Here is a 15,258-nt window from a genome sequence, read left to right as displayed (position 1 = left end):
CGATTTATTTTTTCGTTTCCGTGTCGTCTCCTTTCCGTTTCGGCTCCTTCTTGGCGAGCATCACGATATTGTACACATATTCTGTCATCCAGTCTTCCGAATATCCAAGACGTTCTTTGTATTGGCGGACAGCAGTGGCAGTCTTATGTACATCGTCAGCTTTCCATACTAATTTGGTACATACGTCGTGTACAGTCTTTTTGGTCATACCGTAAAGTGCTTTCTTAAAAATAGAAGGCATACGGAATTTCCATTGCATCAGGTTGCCCATTAGCATCATCAGGTCGTTGGAGAATCCCTGATACATAAATAAATAAGACTGGATATCATTCTGCGTGCGACAGTTACGTTTCACGGAAGCATCAATTTCTTTGAAGAATCCTTCACTCAGACCGTAATCTTGCATCAGCATTTTACGTGAAGCAGTTTTTTCGGCAAGACCTAGTTTTCCGTTTTGCGTCGGCACTTTAAACAAACGTTTGAAGTTTGCTACATCGGGTAAGAAACGAATGTTTGTGATACCGAGATTCGTAGCAATTACTGATTGGAAATAAACCCGGGTCAGTGATATGAAATCTTCTACATTGCCGACTTTTGTTTCATCGGATTTTTTTTTGAATAAACCAAATAAGCCCATTGTTATGTTTACAAATTACAGGTTACAAATAAAGTCCAAAGTGCACAGGATCAAACTGTATTAATTTGCCGTTCACTAATTTGAGTGCAAAGGTAAGAAAAACAGTTGGGTTTCACCAACATTCCAAGTCCTTTTCGATGTCCGGCATTCTCTCTTTTTTAAAAACAGGGCTTGAAATGCCAGCTTTCTTCTGGGCGTGGTAGTCTGCGAGTAAACGAATAGCGTATTTACCTAGAAATAGAATCGCAATCAGGTTACAGATTGCCATCAGTGCCATAGTGATGTCTGCCAGACTCCAGGCCATATCAAGGGTGGCAAGTGCACCGAAAAGTACCATACCGCTTACTAATATCCGATAAATATAGAGTACCCATTTTTTCTGGGTGATAAAACGAATATTGGCTTCTCCGTAATAATAATTTCCCAGTATGCTGCTGAAAGCAAAAAAGAAAAGAGCTATGGCCACAAAAATACTTCCGGATGCACCTATCTCGTTGGTCAATGCTTGTTGTGTTAATTGTACGCCATTAGTTGTGCCGTCCAGTGGGACACCGCTAAACAAAATAATGAACGCAGTACATGTACAAATCAACAATGTATCTGTAAATACAGCCAGTGTTTGTATCAATCCCTGTTTAACCGGGTGTGAGACGTTTGCCGTAGCTGCCGCATTCGGTGCCGAACCCATACCGGCTTCATTGCTGAATAATCCACGTTTGATACCTTGCATCAATGCTATACCGACCCCTCCTCCCAAAGCCTGTTCCCAACCGAAAGCATTGCTTACGATCAGTGAAATGACTTCCGGTAAATGAGTAATGTTGAGCAGAACGATGATAAATGCCAGTCCTATATATCCTAATGCCATAACTGGTACAATAATACTACTGACACGGGCGATACGGTGAATACCTCCGAAAATAATAACTAATGTCAGTACAGTCAGGATACTACCTAATATCATATGATCAAAACCAAATGCATGTTCGGCAGCAGCACAAATGGTATTGCTCTGTACTGAGTTGAAGGCAAAGCCAAAAGTGATACTGATAAGTACGGCGAAAAGCATTCCCATCCAAGGTTGTTTCAATCCTTTCTTCATATAGTAAGCCGGTCCGCCCATAAAAGAGTCTTTTCCGCGTATCTTGTACAACTGTGCTAAGGTCGATTCGATAAAGGCACTTGAAGCACCCAATAAAGCAATCACCCACATCCAGAAAATAGCACCGGGACCTCCGACAGCAATTGCAGTAGCTACTCCTGCCAGATTACCTGTTCCTACACGGCTGGCAATGGAAATGGCGAATGCCTGAAAAGATGATACGTGTTTTTCGCTTTGTTTACCTTTTCCGGCAGACTCACTTAGCAGTACAATCATTTCGCGCAGCATACGGAACTGTACAAATTTCGTGCGTATGCTGAACCAGATTGCGCAACCTAGTAGCATGATTATTAGGATGTATGTCCAAAGTAGGTCATTGATTTCGTTGATAAATCCCATAGTTTAATATCCAATATTAAATAGCGATGAGGTCATTCATTTTTTTATACGGAAGTAGAATTTGTGGTTTTCGAACACAGGTTCTACGATGTCATAACGAACAAATTTAGCTAGCAGATGTTCGGCGGAACGACGGGAAATACCCGTTTGCCGACAATATCGGTTGAGAGAAAGCAAAGTGCCCTGTTCCAACTGGTCAAGTAGGAGTTGCTCCCGTTCAGTATAGCAAATTAATTCACCACGGGGACTGTCGCTTTGTTGCCAGACACGTAAATGAATTGGTGTTGCCAAGATATTTTCATCTTTAATACGGAGATAGGCGAGAGGTTTACCGTTTTCATCTTTGGCATAAACCGGTTTATGAGCACTTTCTTCAATAGTGACTACCAATACTTGGCGACCTTCCACAATATAAGTTTGCATTTCATAGCTCACTTCCGGCAAACAGTAAAGTTGGGCGGCTGCTTCAATCATATATTTTTCTTCTTCCGAACGTACACCGGCAATTCGTCCATTATCCTTTACGCCGATAAGTAATCTGCCACCGTCTGTATTTGAAAAAGCTGACAGCGTTTTAGCTATCTTTCGGGCATCGGATATTTCAAATTTAAAGTCCTGTTGCTGATGCTCCCCTTCAGCAATCAGAGTATGCATATAATCGGTATCTGTAAGCGGTTTCATAGCTGCAAAGGTAGGTAAAAATGCTGAAAAGCTCTTTTTTTGGGGATTTTTCGCAGATTAATTCAAAAAAAATATTGTTTTTATGCGTTTATTTCGGGAAACAGTGTATTTTTGCCACACATTATTAACGAAAAAATAAAAGGATTATGAAAGAATTGGTAGAAAAGGTAGCAGCTATGTATGCTGAATTCTCAAAAGATGCTAATGCTCAAATTGAAAATGGTAATAAAGCAGCAGGAACTCGTGCTCGTAAGGCTTCTTTGGAAATCGAAAAAGCAATGAAAGAATTCCGTAAAGCATCTTTGGAAGCTTCTAAAAAATAAGAATAGGAGTCTACTCAGATATCAGAAGAAAGAAAAGGGCATGTCGTTTTGGCGACGTGCCCTTTTTCCTTTATATTTGCGTGACTAATTCTATTGTAAGTTGTGAATGAGAATGTCCTTGCTAAACTAAAAATACTGGCAGAGTCTGCCAAGTATGATGTTTCCTGTGCCTCTAGTGGAACGGTGCGCTCCAATAAACCGGGCATGCTTGGCAACACTGTCGGCGGATGGGGTATTTGTCATAGCTTTGCTGAGGACGGGCGGTGTATTTCATTGCTCAAAATCATGCTTACTAATTATTGCATCTATGATTGTGCTTATTGTATCAATCGGCGTAGTAATGATCTTCCACGAGCTACTTTAGCTGTTTCTGAATTGGTGGAATTGACAATGGAGTTTTATCGTCGCAATTATATTGAAGGACTGTTTCTCAGTTCCGGGGTCGTTCGTAATCCGGATTATACAATGGAACGGCTTGTACGTGTAGCCAAAGATCTTCGTTTAGTGTATCGTTTTAATGGATATATTCATCTTAAAAGTATTCCTGGAGCTAGCCGAGAGTTGGTGAATGAAGCCGGACTTTATGCCGACCGTTTGAGTGTGAATGTTGAAATCCCTAAAGAGGAAAATCTGAAACTCTTAGCTCCGGAAAAAGACCATAAAAGTGTTTTTGCTCCGATGAAGTATATACAGCAAGGAGTGCTCGAAAGCAAAGAAGAACGTCAAAGGTTTCGTCATGCACCTCGTTTTGCACCTGCCGGGCAGAGTACCCAGATGATTGTGGGTGCTACCTCAGAATCGGATAAAGACATTCTTTTTCTTTCGTCGTCGCTTTATAAAGGACCTACTATGAAACGTGTCTATTACTCGGGATATGTCTCTGTGAATACCTATGATAAGCGTCTTCCTGCTCTCAAACAACCACCTTTGGTACGAGAAAACCGTTTGTATCAGGCTGACTGGCTGATGCGTTTCTATCAGTTCAAAGTCGATGAAATAGTGGATGATGCTTACCCGGATCTTGATTTGGAGATAGATCCGAAATTATCATGGGCTTTACGCCATCCCGAACGTTTCCCGGTAGACATCAACAAAGCCGATTATGAAATGCTGCTTCGTGTACCGGGTATTGGTGTGAAATCAGCCAAATTAATAGTTGCTTCCCGTCGTTTTTCTCGTTTAGGATATTACGAATTGAAGAAGATAGGAATTGTGATGAAGAAAGCACAATATTTCATCACCTGCAAAGAACTGCCTATGCAGACAGTACACGAATTGACCCCTCAACGGGTACGCAGCCTTTTAGTCCCTAGGGGCAAAAAGAAAATTGACGAACAACAATTGACGTTAGATTTTGGTATTTTCCCAATTCTTGAAAATCCATGATTGTTTTTGTCTATGATAAAACCTTCGACGGTCTGCTGACTGCTGTCTTTGACGCTTATTTCCGCAAGACTTTTCCCGATTTATTATTGTCGGAAGGTGACCCGTTGCCCTTATTTTATGAGGAGATGCATACTGTCATAACAGATGAGGAAAAAGCTACCCGCGTATGGAATGGCTTACAGAAAAAAGTCTCTTCTTCTGCTTTGGGATGCCTGACACAAAGCTGGTTGTCGGAACTTCCGGAAGTGGGAATGTTGCTTTTTCGCTATATCCGAAAGACGATTGACGCTCCCCGTTCCATAGAAACCAATTTTGCAGATCCCGATGTACTCCAATTGGCGCATATCTGGAAGAAAGTAGATTGGGAACGCATTCGTTTGTTACAATTTGTTCGTTTTCAGAAAGCGGCTGACGGGACGTTTTTTGCTGCTTTTGAACCACAGTATAATGCTTTGCCACTAACTATTCAGCACTTCAAAGATCGTTTTGCCGATCAAAAATGGATTATCTATGATATGAAACGACGTTATGGCTTTTATTATGATCTACAAGAAGTTACCGAAATCTCTTTTGATGATAACAGCCGTGAAGCTCATCTTATCACCGGTATGTTGGATGAAAGCCTGATGGATAAAGATGAAAAACTTTTTCAGCAACTCTGGAAAACCTACTTTAAAGCGATTTGCATTAAAGAACGGCTGAATCCGCGAAAACATAAACAAGATATGCCAGTTCGCTATTGGAAATATCTGACAGAAAAACAGAACTCTTCTTCACCTTCTCCTACGAAATGAAATTTCATTGACTGTTGGCGGAATTAATTCTATTTATTTTTAATACGATGCTAAGCATTTTACAGATGATTACTTTCTCAAAGCATTCTCATTACTATGAGAAAAATTTCTAGTTACAATGAATATTTATTCTTATTGTGGTGAGAATAATCACTTGTCATAATAGGCTGAAGCGGTATTTTATTGTATATTCGCAAACCAAAAACTGTATTGTTCTAAGATAGTTGAAGATAACATGAAAAAAAGGATATTTTACATCATTAGTTTTATCGTAATATTTTGTGTTGAAGTATTAATCGCTCTATATGTACGCGATAGTTTCATACGTCCTTATTTGGGAGACGCGTTAGTCGTTGTGTTAGTCTATAGTTTTGTGCGGATTTTTCTGCCTACAGGCATTCCCCGAATGCCTTTCTATGTTTTTTTATTTGCTTGTTTTGTGGAAGTATTGCAGTATTTTCAATTAGTAGAGACATTGGGAGTAACTAACCGGGCCGCTAGGATTGCTTTAGGTTCAACTTTCGATTGGAAAGATATTGTCTGCTATGGCGTAGGATGTATCTTTGTATTTTTATTTGAACATTTCGCCAAGCGTCCGGAATTGAAGTCTGAAGCCTAGATTAGTTTGTATTATACAATATTCTCTTTTTGTCATTCAGACGACCGTAGGGAGGAACAACCTCTTCTTTAGAGTATACTGAAAAGAGGAGATTCTTCGCGATACTATAGATGACAGACTGATGATTACTTTGAAAAATAATAGATTCTAATGATGAACAAGTACTTATTTGCGATATCTTTATTTTTCCAGATTGTGTCCGCAGTATTTGCAGAACTCAGCGTTTTCTTCATGTCCCGGGCGATGGCAGTTGGGGCACTCTTTTTCCATTCGTCGTTTATACTCTTTCATCATTGAAACAGATACGATTCCGGTAGGTACAGCAATAATAGTATAGCCAATTAACATAACAATTGCCGATAAAAATTTCCCGAGTCCGGTGACCGGAGTAATGTCTCCATAACCAACAGTGGTCATAGTGACAATAGCCCAATAGATGCTATTCGGAATGTTATTGAACTCAGAATTAGGTTGAGTACCTTCTATCATATACATTAATGTTCCGATAGACGTTACCAGAATAACGACAAACAGAAAGAAAACCCCTATTTTATTACTGCTTTCACGGAGAGCCGTGAGCAGACGTTCCCCTTCATTTAGGAATTTGAACAGTTTGAAAACACGGAATACTCTTATCAGACGGAATGCCCGGATAATAAGTAGATAGCGCGCACCCGGAAAAATAAGACCGACATAGAGAGGGAGGGTAGCTAGCAAATCAACTATTCCGAAAAAACTGAAAATGTATTTCCGTGGTTGGGGAGAACAATAGATCCTCGTTATATATTCGAAAGTGAAGAATGCTGTAAAAAGATATTCTGCAATGATAAAAGGAGTTTCCAGCCAGTGAGGAAGACCTTTCAGGCTTTCAATAATAACCAGTAATACGCTAAATAAGATACAACCGATAAGAATCACATCGAACAGTTTTCCTGCAGGGGTGTCCGATTCGAAAATGATAACATATAATTTATGTTTCAGTTTCTGGTCATGCAAAAAATAATGGATTCTTTCTTTCAGTTTCATTGTCACGCCATTAATCAATTACCCAATTCTTATTATGAGCTATAGTTCTTTTGGGATCATAGTTCATACCTTCTTGTGTCGGTATTTGAAGAACGTATTTTTTTCCACTTTTGTTCTTTAAAGAATGTTCCCGTAGCCATGGATTTGCATCTCTCAATTGGGCATAAGTAATACCTTGCTGTTTGGCGTAATCATCTAGACTATCAATCTGTGTAGTAACTTCTACCTCCGTATAAGGAATAGGAGGGTACAAATGTTCTTTCTTTAGCAGAAATCCATAACGCTGTGGATCACTGAGCACTTCTTTAATGGCAAGCAAGCGGAACATATAACGGGAAGTCTCTTCTACTAACCATAAATCCATTGCATGGTTGGCAAGTTGCTGGTCAAGTTCGGAAGATATGCGACTTTGTCCGGCATTATAGGCAGCGGATACAGCTATCCAATCTCCATATTTGGCAAATGCTTGCTTGAAATATTTACAAGCGGCTACTGTTGCTTTTTCTATATAATAACGTTCGTCTACATTGTCATTTACTTCCAGACCGAATTCTCTTGCAGTAGCAGGCATAAATTGCCATAAGCCGGCTGCACCCGCGGGAGAGCGGGCAATATTGTTCAGGTTACTTTCAATGACCATCAGGTATTTAAAATCGTCAGGAATACCGTTTGCTTTCAATATAGGTTCTACAATAGGAAAATACCGGTTGGCACGCTTAATTAATAGCATTGTTGTAGAGTGCATATAAGTGAACGACATCATTTCACGGTCCATTCGCTCCCGGCGGTCGTAACGGCGGAGGTCAATGTCCTCTCCATCAAAAGAAACCTGTTCGGGTACGGTGGGAGAGGTGACACAATAAGGGACTTCCGATTTGACAGAATGCTGTTCGCTAACCAGGCTGCTACCTAATAACGTGGGAAGGGTTGCACCGATGCAAAGTGCCAATATAAGTGTTAAGATATAATTAATTCGATACTGCTTCTTCATTTCGTTGTTGAAAATTTAATTTTAAATTTAGTTATCCGAGAGTGTCTGGCAACCCCGGCAATAATAGATGCTGCCTCCGAGATAATTCTCTTTTACGATTGTTTCTCCACAGCGGGGACACATTTTGCCTGCTGTATCCTTAGACAGGTATGCTACATATTTACCATTTTCTCCAAACAAATCTGTTTCCGTACTACGTCCCTTCTGTTGGTAAATGTCATTCATTGTCTCCTTTACCTGATAGAACAACTTTTCTTTCTGTTTGTCTGTCAGTTCGCTGATTTTTTTCTTCGGGTGAATGCGTGCATGGTATAAAATATCCTGTAATACCCCATTCCCGAGTCCCGGAATTGTTTGTTCCGTTGCTAAAAAAGCTTTGGCAGATTTCTTCTGTGCACTATCGTCGGAGATGAGTTTAATGAAATAATCTTTGTTGAAGTCCTCCGACATCACTTGTGGTTTGTTACAAGCTGTCAGGTAATATTCAGAAAGAGGAATGTCGCATTTTCCTTTTAGGAAACACATCAAGCCACCATACATTCGCACGGAAGCTATGAGACAACTTTCATCCTCAAATCCTATCAGAAGCTGATGTTTGGGTGGCAATTTTACTCCGGGAGCATAATAACGCAAATTTACGCCATCAGTAAGGACAAGCATCCGGTTCTCTATTGAGATTTCCACCATTCCTCCCTGTGGCTGAGCATGACCCATAATCTTTCCAGTCAGCCATTCTGCATATTCTTCGGGACTTCCGGAAAACCAGGCAAATTTATGGGGAGTAAATTGGGCAAATACATTTGTGATTCGTTTTTCTTTGACAGTACAGTTGAGTTGCTCGCACAAGTAACGTGCTTCGGGTGCTTCGATCATACTTTTCTTTTTATATTTCAAAAATGTTCTCTTGCAAAGATAGCCTCATTTTACTTTTTTCAAAGAACTTTTCCTGCTTTTTATACGTTTTTCTAATGTAGTTAAGAAACAATGAATCAATATGAATATAGCAATGACCGGAGCCACCGGGTATATAGGCAAACATCTCTCTAAGTTTTTGACTGAAATGGAGGGGCATAGGGTACTTCCGCTTGGGAGAGCCATGTTTCGTGAGGAAATGTCCGGTCATCTGATTCAGGCACTGTCTCATTGTGATGTAATCATCAATTTGGCAGGTGCTCCTATCAACCGGCGGTGGACTCCTGAATATAAAAAAGAATTGTACGATAGCCGTATTGGTACAACTCATCATCTTATTCGTATTCTGGGTACAATCAAAACAAAACCGAAGTTGTTTATTTCAGCTTCCGCTACAGGCTATTATCCTGCGGTGAATGGGGAAGAACCGGGGACTGCTGCAACAGTATTTGATGAATATAGCAAAGTTCGTGGGGAAGGTTTTTTGGCAGACCTCTGTTACGCCTGGGAAAAAGAAGCCCGTCGATGTCCGGCATCGACAAGACTGGTAATAACTCGTTTTGGCATTGTGCTTTCTCCTGATGGGGGAGCTATGCAACAAATGCTAGAACCACTAAAAATGACAAAAGTAGCTACTGCAATAGGTCCCGGCACCCAGCCTTTTCCGTGGATTAGTATTCGTGATTTATGCCATGCAATGGCTTTTATTATCAATCATGAATCATTGCAAGGAACATTTAATCTGGTTTCCCCGCAGCAAATCACGCAATCGGCATTTACTTATGCGATGGCAAAGGCATATCATTCTTGGATAACCTTCACAGCTCCCCGTGCAGCTTTTCGTCTGCTATATGGCGAGGCGGCTTCCTTCTTAACCACAGGACAGTATGTTCGTCCTACTCGTTTACTTGAAGCCGGATTCACTTTTTCCGTACCGACAGTTGAAAAGTTATTGGAAGGAACAGACCATCATACGGTCAATAAACTTGACCTTACCCATTATATGGGGCTTTGGTATGAAATTGCTCGTTTTGAGAATCGTTTCGAACGAGGGCTTATTGATGTAACGGCAACTTATACATTGCGTCCTAACGGAACGATTCGTGTGGAGAATCGTGGTTGTAAAAAGAAAGCTCCATATAACGTTTGTAAAACAGCTACCGGACGTGCAATTATTCCCGATTCGACTCAACCGGGGCGTTTAAAAGTCTCATTTTTTCCGGGAATCTATTCCGATTATTATATTCTGGAATTAGATGAAGAGAATTATAATTATGCTCTTATTGGAAGTAGTACTGATAAATATCTTTGGATATTGAGTCGCACTCCTCAACTTCCGGAAGAAGTGAAGAAAAAACTGGTTACCGCTGCCGAAAGTCGGGGCTACGATACAACGTGTTTAAAATGGATTGAACAACTTTAAAACCTACTTATAGTATGGATTACAAAATCATTCATCAGCAAGAACAAAAAATGTTTAAGACCGAAGTGGACGGTCGTACTGCTTTTGTGCAATACCGATTGTTAGGCAATAGCCTTGATATCATTCACACAATTGTTCCTCAACCCATAGAAGGACGTGGAATTGCTGCTGCGCTAGTAAAAGCAGCCTACGACTATGCTTTACGTAACGGATTGAAACCTAAAGCAACCTGTTCATATGCTGTGAAATGGCTGGAACGTCATCCGGAAGTGAATGATATTGTTGGTTGAAGAAAATACTTTAAAACAAATGATGCTAGGCAATACATAATAATTTGCTTATAGATATACTCTCTGTCATATTATAAACAAATTTTAATGTACGAATTATCTAATTTAACTATTTGTTTTTACCGGCATCCGTTTCCATATCCAACGGGGAATCATCCGCCAGAAAAACACAAGAATCCGGTAACGTTCGTCGATAATTGCTATCCGCTTTTTTTTGTTAATAGCTCGTATAATGTAGCGTCCCACTTTATCTGCTTTCATTAGCATTGGATAGTGTTTACCGTCATTTAGTAAAGCCGTTGCAACGAATCCCGGACGGATATCAGTGAAATGAATATTTAGTTTTTGCAAATATGCCAATTGTTCGAGAGCATCGATATACGTATTTTGAAAACGTTTGGTCGCTGAATATGCAGGAGCAATACCTAGTCCTTTTGTTCCTGCTATAGAACTGATAACACCCAGATGACCACCACCCTTCTCCTTGAAATAAGTAAAAGCGGTATCTACCATTCGTATAAACCCTTCCACATTGGTATGGGCTGTATTCAGTTCTATCTCTATATTTAGATTCATATTTTGGAAACCTATCCCGGAACTAAGCAGAAAAAAATCCATACCACCTAATTTATTAATAAGTATATGCAATTTATCTACTGCTTCTTCCTGAGTAACGTCTAATTCTTGAATTTCTACCTGTTCCGGTGCTACTTGCTGCAAGGCTTCAAGTGCAGACTGGCGTCTGCCTGCTATTCCCAGCTTCCAACCTTCCAGTAAAAGTGCTTTTGCTACTTCCTGTCCGATGCCCGACGTAGCTCCAATGATAATAGCTCGTTTCATGTTGATAAATATTAGGTCGATATTTTGAAACAAAGATAGGTAAATCTTTCCGTTATGGAAAGAACTTTTTCAAAATGAAAGGGTGAAATAATGGGGAATTATCATTATGAAAAAAATATTTTATTGATTAATAGTTGATTACTGATTCGCCTTTCATTTTGGTATACTCTTAGCTATAGGGCATATGCAAAATAATTCATGAGTTATGGAAGAATATATTTCAGATAAAAGTTTGTATGTCGGAAATAAAAACAATAGTATGATAAATCCGAAGATGATTGGACGTGTATTGGGCGTATTACTTTTCATCGAATTAGGAATGTTTCTGTTATGTGCTGGTATTTCAGTTGTATATGGTGAAAGTGATTATAAATATTTTCTATATACCTGCATTATTAATGCAATAGTGGGTGGCTTATTGTTACTTTACGGAAAAGGGGCAGAAAATAAAATGAACCGTCGAGACGGATATTGTGTCGTAACTCTTTCCTGGGTATTTTTTACTGTGTTTGGTATGTTGCCTTTCTATTTCAGTGGGAGTATTGACACTATAACCAATGCATTTTTTGAAACTATGTCTGGTTTTACAACGACCGGGGCGACAATACTCGATGATATTGAATCTCTTTCTCATGGAATGCTCTTTTGGCGAAGCCTGACTCAATGGATTGGCGGGTTAGGAATTGTCTTTTTTACCATTGCCATTCTTCCTATCTTTACTAGCGGAGGTGTACAACTCTTTTCTGCCGAATCGACAGGAGTCACTCATGACCGTACGCATCCGAAAATAAATGTGATGGCAAAATGGCTGTGGACCATTTATCTGATTTTGACCGTGACTGAAACCATTCTCTTGATATTTGGAGGAATGAGTCTGTTTGATGCTGTCTGCCAGTCGTTTGCTACAACGGCTACGGGAGGATACTCCACCAAACAGAATAGTATCTCTTATTGGAATTCTCCATTTATTGAATATGTAGTCGCTATCTTTATGATTCTTTCCGGTATGAACTTTTCATTGTTTCTATTGTGTCTGAAAGGAAAAGTTACCCGGCTTTTTAAGGATGAAGAGTTACGCTGGTTTTTGGGATCGGTCGGCATCATAACGTTTCTCATTACACTGGCTCTTGTGTTTCAAAACCATTATGATTGGGAACTTGCTTTCCGTAAATCTCTTTTTCAGGTGGCTACGGTACATACTTCTTGTGGATTTGCCACTGACGATTATAATTTATGGCCTTCATTTACATGGTTGTTATTATTTATAGCCATGCTTTCGGGTGGCTGTACTGGCTCTACTAGTGGTGGACTCAAGGATATGCGTTTGTTGATTATAGCCCGTTCCATACGAAATGAATTCAAACATTTGCTTCATCCCAATGCTCTACTTCCGGTTCGAGTGAATAAACAGACTGTATCACCTTCTATTGTAACTACAGTGCTGCTTTTTTTTGCATTTTATCTCATCATAACGTTGGTTGGTTGGACAATGCTCTTATTTTTAGGTGTCGGTTTTGCCGAATCTATCAGTACAGTAATTTCCAGTATCGGTAATGTAGGGCCCGGTCTCGGAGCTTGTGGTCCCGCTTATTCATGGAACTCGTTACCTGATGCAGCAAAATGGACACTTTCTTTCCTGATGCTGATCGGTCGTCTGGAACTGTTTAGCGTATTACTGCTTTTTTATCCGGGATTCTGGAAGAATCGTTAATTTTACCTTAATAAATGGCGGATAGCTTCCAAAGGGGCGTATAAGAGCATTCTCGGACCTGAGAAACGCATTACTTGGCGCATTCGTTCACGCATGGCAGGTTTGTAACAATGGATAGTACACTGCTTGCATGAATTTTTCATTTCTCCAAATGGGCAATGATCAAGACGGGCATATGCATACCGGAGGAGTTCTTTACACTCCGGGCAAAGTGTGGCGTTCTTTTCTTTTTTCCGACAATAGAGGTATATCATTATTTCTACTGTCCTTTTTTCTTGCGCAATACGCGATATCTTTCTTTTCTTCATATTTGAATATGGAGACAAAGATAATAAACTGAAGGAAAACTATTGTATCTTTGCAACATGAAAAAGCTATTGTGTCCGCAGTGTAAGATTGCTGCTATGTATCTGAAGAATGATTTGGGAGAGAGATTGTTGGTTTATGTGCTTGAGGGTGGGGAAGTAGTTCCAAAGGAAGAAGGAGTTTCTATGGAAGGTTTCGATTTGACAGAGGTTTACTGTCTGGGCTGTTCTTGGCATGGCTCTCCTAAAAGATTAGTAAAGAGATAATACATCTTAGTGCTTTGTTCTTTTTTGATTTACATCAATGAAAGAGGCAAGGAAAACTAAATTCTATTCGTCCGATTTTCCGTATCTTTGCACCAGATTTTAGAACACAGACGTATGGCAACTTCCAAAGAGATGACGGCAGGGCCGGCATTATCGCTTATTTTAAAGTTTACTCTGCCGTTATTGCTCGGCAATTTGTTGCAACAGACCTATTCTCTTGTTGATGCTGCAATAGTTGGAAAATTCTTAGGAATTAATTCATTAGCTTCTGTCGGTGCAAGTACATCAGTTGTTTTTCTCATTTTGGGTTTTTGCAATGGTTGTTGTGGCGGTTTTGGAATCCCTGTTGCACAAAAGTTTGGTGCACGTGATTACAGTACAATGCGCAGTTATGTTGCCGTTAGCCTAAAACTGGCTGTCGGAATGTCGTTGGTTATTGCTATTATTACCAGTATATATTGTGCTGATATTCTTCGCGTAATGCGTACACCGGAAATTATTTTTGACGGTGCATATGATTATTTACTGGTCACATTTATCGGTATTCCGGCTACTTTCTTTTATAATTTGCTTTCAAGTATTATTCGTGCGTTAGGCGATAGTAAAACACCTTTCTGGTTTCTGTTATTGTCTACTGTCTTAAATATTGTTCTTGATTTGTTCTGTATTCTGGTGCTCGATTGGGGAGTGGCGGGTGCTGCCATTGCTACCGTATTTTCACAGGGATTTTCAGCAATTCTTTGCTATATTTATATGTACCGGAAGTTTGAAATATTGCGAAGCTCTCCGAAAGAACGTCGATTCCAGCCCAAGCTAGCCAAGACATTGCTTTATATCGGTGTACCTATGGGATTACAATTTTCCATTACTGCAATCGGTAGTATAATGCTCCAGAGTGCGAATAATGCGTTAGGAACAGCTTGTGTGGCAGCTTTCACTTCAGCTATGCGTATTAAGATGTTCTTTATTTGTACATTCGAGAGTCTTGGTATTGCTATGGCAACCTATAGCGGTCAGAATTACGGAGCCGGTAAACCGGAACGTATCTGGCTGGGAATTAGGGCAAGTGCTTTGATGATGGTCATTTATACGATGTTTACTTTCATTTTCTTGATGGTTGGAGCCAAATATTTTGCTTTAATATTTGTAGATCCTTCGGAAACGGAAATCCTGAAGTATACAGAACAATTCCTTCATGTTGCTTGCTGTTTCTTCCCTGCACTCGGATTGCTTTGCATCCTCCGTTATACCATTCAGGGAGTGGGGTATACGAATCTTGCAATGTTTTCCGGTGTATCGGAAATGATTGCGCGTATCCTTGTCAGTATTTACGCTGTACCGGCTTTTGGTTTCGTTGCTGTTTGTTTTGGCGATCCGACAGCATGGATTGCAGCCGATTTATTTCTAATTCCGGCATTTGTTTATGTCTATCGCAAGTTAAAAAAGAGTTGTTTCACACAGGCAGCTTCTTCCGAAGAGAAGGAGATGGAGTACTCCTGTCAATCAAATCTGTGATAAACAGGAGTCACGTCCTTTTTCTCTTTTTATGAAG

17 protein-coding genes are annotated in these 15,258 nt (G+C 40.0%); 9 read left to right on the top strand and 8 right to left on the bottom strand.

Annotation, left to right across the window (positions count from 1 at the left end; genetic code table 11):
* Window positions 1–4: 4 nt before the first annotated feature.
* The 3 genes from PHO71_RS02195 to PHO71_RS02185 form a co-directional block, all read right to left on the bottom strand.
* Window positions 5–637, bottom strand: a complete 633-nt coding sequence (locus PHO71_RS02195) for a hypothetical protein (protein WP_300198260.1) — start codon at window positions 635–637, stop codon at window positions 5–7.
* A 112-nt stretch (window positions 638–749) separates the two neighbouring features.
* Complete coding sequence (locus tag PHO71_RS02190) at window positions 750–2,138, bottom strand: sodium:alanine symporter family protein (protein ID WP_300198258.1); 1,389 nt, start codon at window positions 2,136–2,138, stop codon at window positions 750–752.
* Between the two features lie 36 nt (window positions 2,139–2,174).
* A complete protein-coding gene (locus tag PHO71_RS02185) occupies window positions 2,175–2,819 on the bottom strand; it encodes a helix-turn-helix domain-containing protein (RefSeq protein ID WP_300198256.1) in 645 nt (214 codons plus the stop codon).
* Window positions 2,820–2,965: 146 nt separating this feature from the next.
* Here PHO71_RS02185 and PHO71_RS02180 point away from each other — a divergent pair, with 146 nt between their 5' ends.
* From PHO71_RS02180 to PHO71_RS02165, 4 genes are all read left to right on the top strand, one after another.
* Window positions 2,966–3,142, top strand: a complete 177-nt coding sequence (locus tag PHO71_RS02180) for a histone H1 (RefSeq protein WP_300198253.1) — start codon at window positions 2,966–2,968, stop codon at window positions 3,140–3,142.
* 102 nt (window positions 3,143–3,244) lie between these two features.
* The gene (locus PHO71_RS02175) at window positions 3,245–4,528 is read left to right on the top strand and encodes a putative DNA modification/repair radical SAM protein (protein WP_300198250.1); all 1,284 of its coding nucleotides are present in this window, start codon (window positions 3,245–3,247) and stop codon (window positions 4,526–4,528) included.
* Complete coding sequence (locus tag PHO71_RS02170) at window positions 4,525–5,322, top strand: TIGR03915 family putative DNA repair protein (protein WP_300198247.1); 798 nt, start codon at window positions 4,525–4,527, stop codon at window positions 5,320–5,322. Before PHO71_RS02175 ends, PHO71_RS02170 begins: the two co-directional genes overlap by 4 nt.
* 235 nt (window positions 5,323–5,557) lie before the next feature.
* The gene (locus PHO71_RS02165; protein WP_300198245.1) at window positions 5,558–5,941 is read left to right on the top strand and encodes a DUF2809 domain-containing protein; all 384 of its coding nucleotides are present in this window, start codon (window positions 5,558–5,560) and stop codon (window positions 5,939–5,941) included.
* A 180-nt stretch (window positions 5,942–6,121) separates the two neighbouring features.
* Here the strand turns inward: PHO71_RS02165 and PHO71_RS02160 are convergent, their stop codons facing one another.
* Genes PHO71_RS02160 through PHO71_RS02150 form a run of 3 tightly spaced genes read right to left on the bottom strand, consistent with a single transcriptional unit; the run spans window position 6,122 to window position 8,831 of the window.
* The gene (locus tag PHO71_RS02160; protein ID WP_300198242.1) at window positions 6,122–6,967 is read right to left on the bottom strand and encodes an ion transporter; all 846 of its coding nucleotides are present in this window, start codon (window positions 6,965–6,967) and stop codon (window positions 6,122–6,124) included.
* 10 nt (window positions 6,968–6,977) lie between these two features.
* On the bottom strand, window positions 6,978–7,958 hold the full coding sequence (locus PHO71_RS02155) for a lytic transglycosylase domain-containing protein (RefSeq protein ID WP_300198239.1): 981 nt from the start codon (window positions 7,956–7,958) through the stop codon (window positions 6,978–6,980).
* A gap of 27 nt (window positions 7,959–7,985) precedes the next feature.
* Window positions 7,986–8,831 carry an endonuclease VIII gene (locus PHO71_RS02150; RefSeq protein WP_300198236.1) on the bottom strand — a complete coding sequence of 282 codons (846 nt, stop codon included), beginning with the start codon at window positions 8,829–8,831 and terminating at the stop codon, window positions 7,986–7,988.
* A gap of 121 nt (window positions 8,832–8,952) precedes the next feature.
* On the opposite strand from PHO71_RS02150, the gene PHO71_RS02145 reads away from it, so the two are divergent.
* Together PHO71_RS02145 and PHO71_RS02140 are read left to right on the top strand one after the other, a co-directional pair.
* On the top strand, window positions 8,953–10,293 hold the full coding sequence (locus PHO71_RS02145) for a TIGR01777 family oxidoreductase (protein ID WP_300198233.1): 1,341 nt from the start codon (window positions 8,953–8,955) through the stop codon (window positions 10,291–10,293).
* 14 nt (window positions 10,294–10,307) lie between these two features.
* Window positions 10,308–10,583 carry a GNAT family N-acetyltransferase gene (locus tag PHO71_RS02140; RefSeq protein ID WP_300198230.1) on the top strand — a complete coding sequence of 92 codons (276 nt, stop codon included), beginning with the start codon at window positions 10,308–10,310 and terminating at the stop codon, window positions 10,581–10,583.
* A gap of 105 nt (window positions 10,584–10,688) precedes the next feature.
* On the opposite strand, the gene PHO71_RS02135 is transcribed toward PHO71_RS02140, so the two are convergent.
* Window positions 10,689–11,423, bottom strand: coding sequence for an SDR family NAD(P)-dependent oxidoreductase (locus PHO71_RS02135; protein WP_300198227.1), 735 nt, complete (start codon window positions 11,421–11,423; stop codon window positions 10,689–10,691).
* A gap of 205 nt (window positions 11,424–11,628) precedes the next feature.
* Between PHO71_RS02135 and PHO71_RS02130 the strand changes: the two genes are divergently transcribed.
* A complete protein-coding gene (locus tag PHO71_RS02130; protein ID WP_300198224.1) occupies window positions 11,629–13,134 on the top strand; it encodes a TrkH family potassium uptake protein in 1,506 nt (501 codons plus the stop codon).
* A 2-nt stretch (window positions 13,135–13,136) separates the two neighbouring features.
* Here PHO71_RS02130 and PHO71_RS02125 read toward each other — a convergent pair whose 3' ends face one another.
* Window positions 13,137–13,442, bottom strand: coding sequence for a nitrous oxide-stimulated promoter family protein (locus PHO71_RS02125; protein ID WP_300198221.1), 306 nt, complete (start codon window positions 13,440–13,442; stop codon window positions 13,137–13,139).
* Between the two features lie 57 nt (window positions 13,443–13,499).
* Between PHO71_RS02125 and PHO71_RS02120 the strand changes: the two genes are divergently transcribed.
* Together PHO71_RS02120 and PHO71_RS02115 are read left to right on the top strand one after the other, a co-directional pair.
* Window positions 13,500–13,706, top strand: a complete 207-nt coding sequence (locus tag PHO71_RS02120) for a hypothetical protein (RefSeq protein WP_300198218.1) — start codon at window positions 13,500–13,502, stop codon at window positions 13,704–13,706.
* A gap of 114 nt (window positions 13,707–13,820) precedes the next feature.
* The gene (locus PHO71_RS02115) at window positions 13,821–15,221 is read left to right on the top strand and encodes an MATE family efflux transporter (protein WP_300198215.1); all 1,401 of its coding nucleotides are present in this window, start codon (window positions 13,821–13,823) and stop codon (window positions 15,219–15,221) included.
* Window positions 15,222–15,258: the final 37 nt, after the last annotated feature.

The sequence above is a fragment of the Bacteroides sp. genome (assembly GCF_028690125.1).
Lineage (GTDB): Bacteria > Bacteroidota > Bacteroidia > Bacteroidales > Bacteroidaceae > Bacteroides.
The sequence above is the reverse complement of the archived record's forward strand: the minus strand, read 5'-3'. Positions and strand labels throughout refer to the sequence as shown.

Excerpts from the sequence above, each read along its gene's own strand:
- PHO71_RS02195 (WP_300198260.1), bottom strand. The coding sequence starts at position 637 with ATGGGCTTATTTGGTTTATTCAAAAAAAAATCCGATGAAACAAAAGTC.
- PHO71_RS02190 (WP_300198258.1), bottom strand. The coding sequence starts at position 2,138 with ATGGGATTTATCAACGAAATCAATGACCTACTTTGGACATACATCCTA.
- PHO71_RS02185 (WP_300198256.1), bottom strand. The coding sequence starts at position 2,819 with ATGAAACCGCTTACAGATACCGATTATATGCATACTCTGATTGCTGAA.
- PHO71_RS02180 (WP_300198253.1), top strand. The coding sequence starts at position 2,966 with ATGAAAGAATTGGTAGAAAAGGTAGCAGCTATGTATGCTGAATTCTCA.
- PHO71_RS02170 (WP_300198247.1), top strand. The coding sequence starts at position 4,525 with ATGATTGTTTTTGTCTATGATAAAACCTTCGACGGTCTGCTGACTGCT.
- PHO71_RS02165 (WP_300198245.1), top strand. The coding sequence starts at position 5,558 with ATGAAAAAAAGGATATTTTACATCATTAGTTTTATCGTAATATTTTGT.
- PHO71_RS02160 (WP_300198242.1), bottom strand. The coding sequence starts at position 6,967 with ATGAAACTGAAAGAAAGAATCCATTATTTTTTGCATGACCAGAAACTG.
- PHO71_RS02155 (WP_300198239.1), bottom strand. The coding sequence starts at position 7,958 with ATGAAGAAGCAGTATCGAATTAATTATATCTTAACACTTATATTGGCA.
- PHO71_RS02150 (WP_300198236.1), bottom strand. The coding sequence starts at position 8,831 with ATGATCGAAGCACCCGAAGCACGTTACTTGTGCGAGCAACTCAACTGT.
- PHO71_RS02145 (WP_300198233.1), top strand. The coding sequence starts at position 8,953 with ATGAATATAGCAATGACCGGAGCCACCGGGTATATAGGCAAACATCTC.
- PHO71_RS02140 (WP_300198230.1), top strand. The coding sequence starts at position 10,308 with ATGGATTACAAAATCATTCATCAGCAAGAACAAAAAATGTTTAAGACC.
- PHO71_RS02135 (WP_300198227.1), bottom strand. The coding sequence starts at position 11,423 with ATGAAACGAGCTATTATCATTGGAGCTACGTCGGGCATCGGACAGGAA.
- PHO71_RS02130 (WP_300198224.1), top strand. The coding sequence starts at position 11,629 with ATGGAAGAATATATTTCAGATAAAAGTTTGTATGTCGGAAATAAAAAC.
- PHO71_RS02125 (WP_300198221.1), bottom strand. The coding sequence starts at position 13,442 with ATGAAGAAAAGAAAGATATCGCGTATTGCGCAAGAAAAAAGGACAGTA.
- PHO71_RS02120 (WP_300198218.1), top strand. The coding sequence starts at position 13,500 with ATGAAAAAGCTATTGTGTCCGCAGTGTAAGATTGCTGCTATGTATCTG.
- PHO71_RS02115 (WP_300198215.1), top strand. The coding sequence starts at position 13,821 with ATGGCAACTTCCAAAGAGATGACGGCAGGGCCGGCATTATCGCTTATT.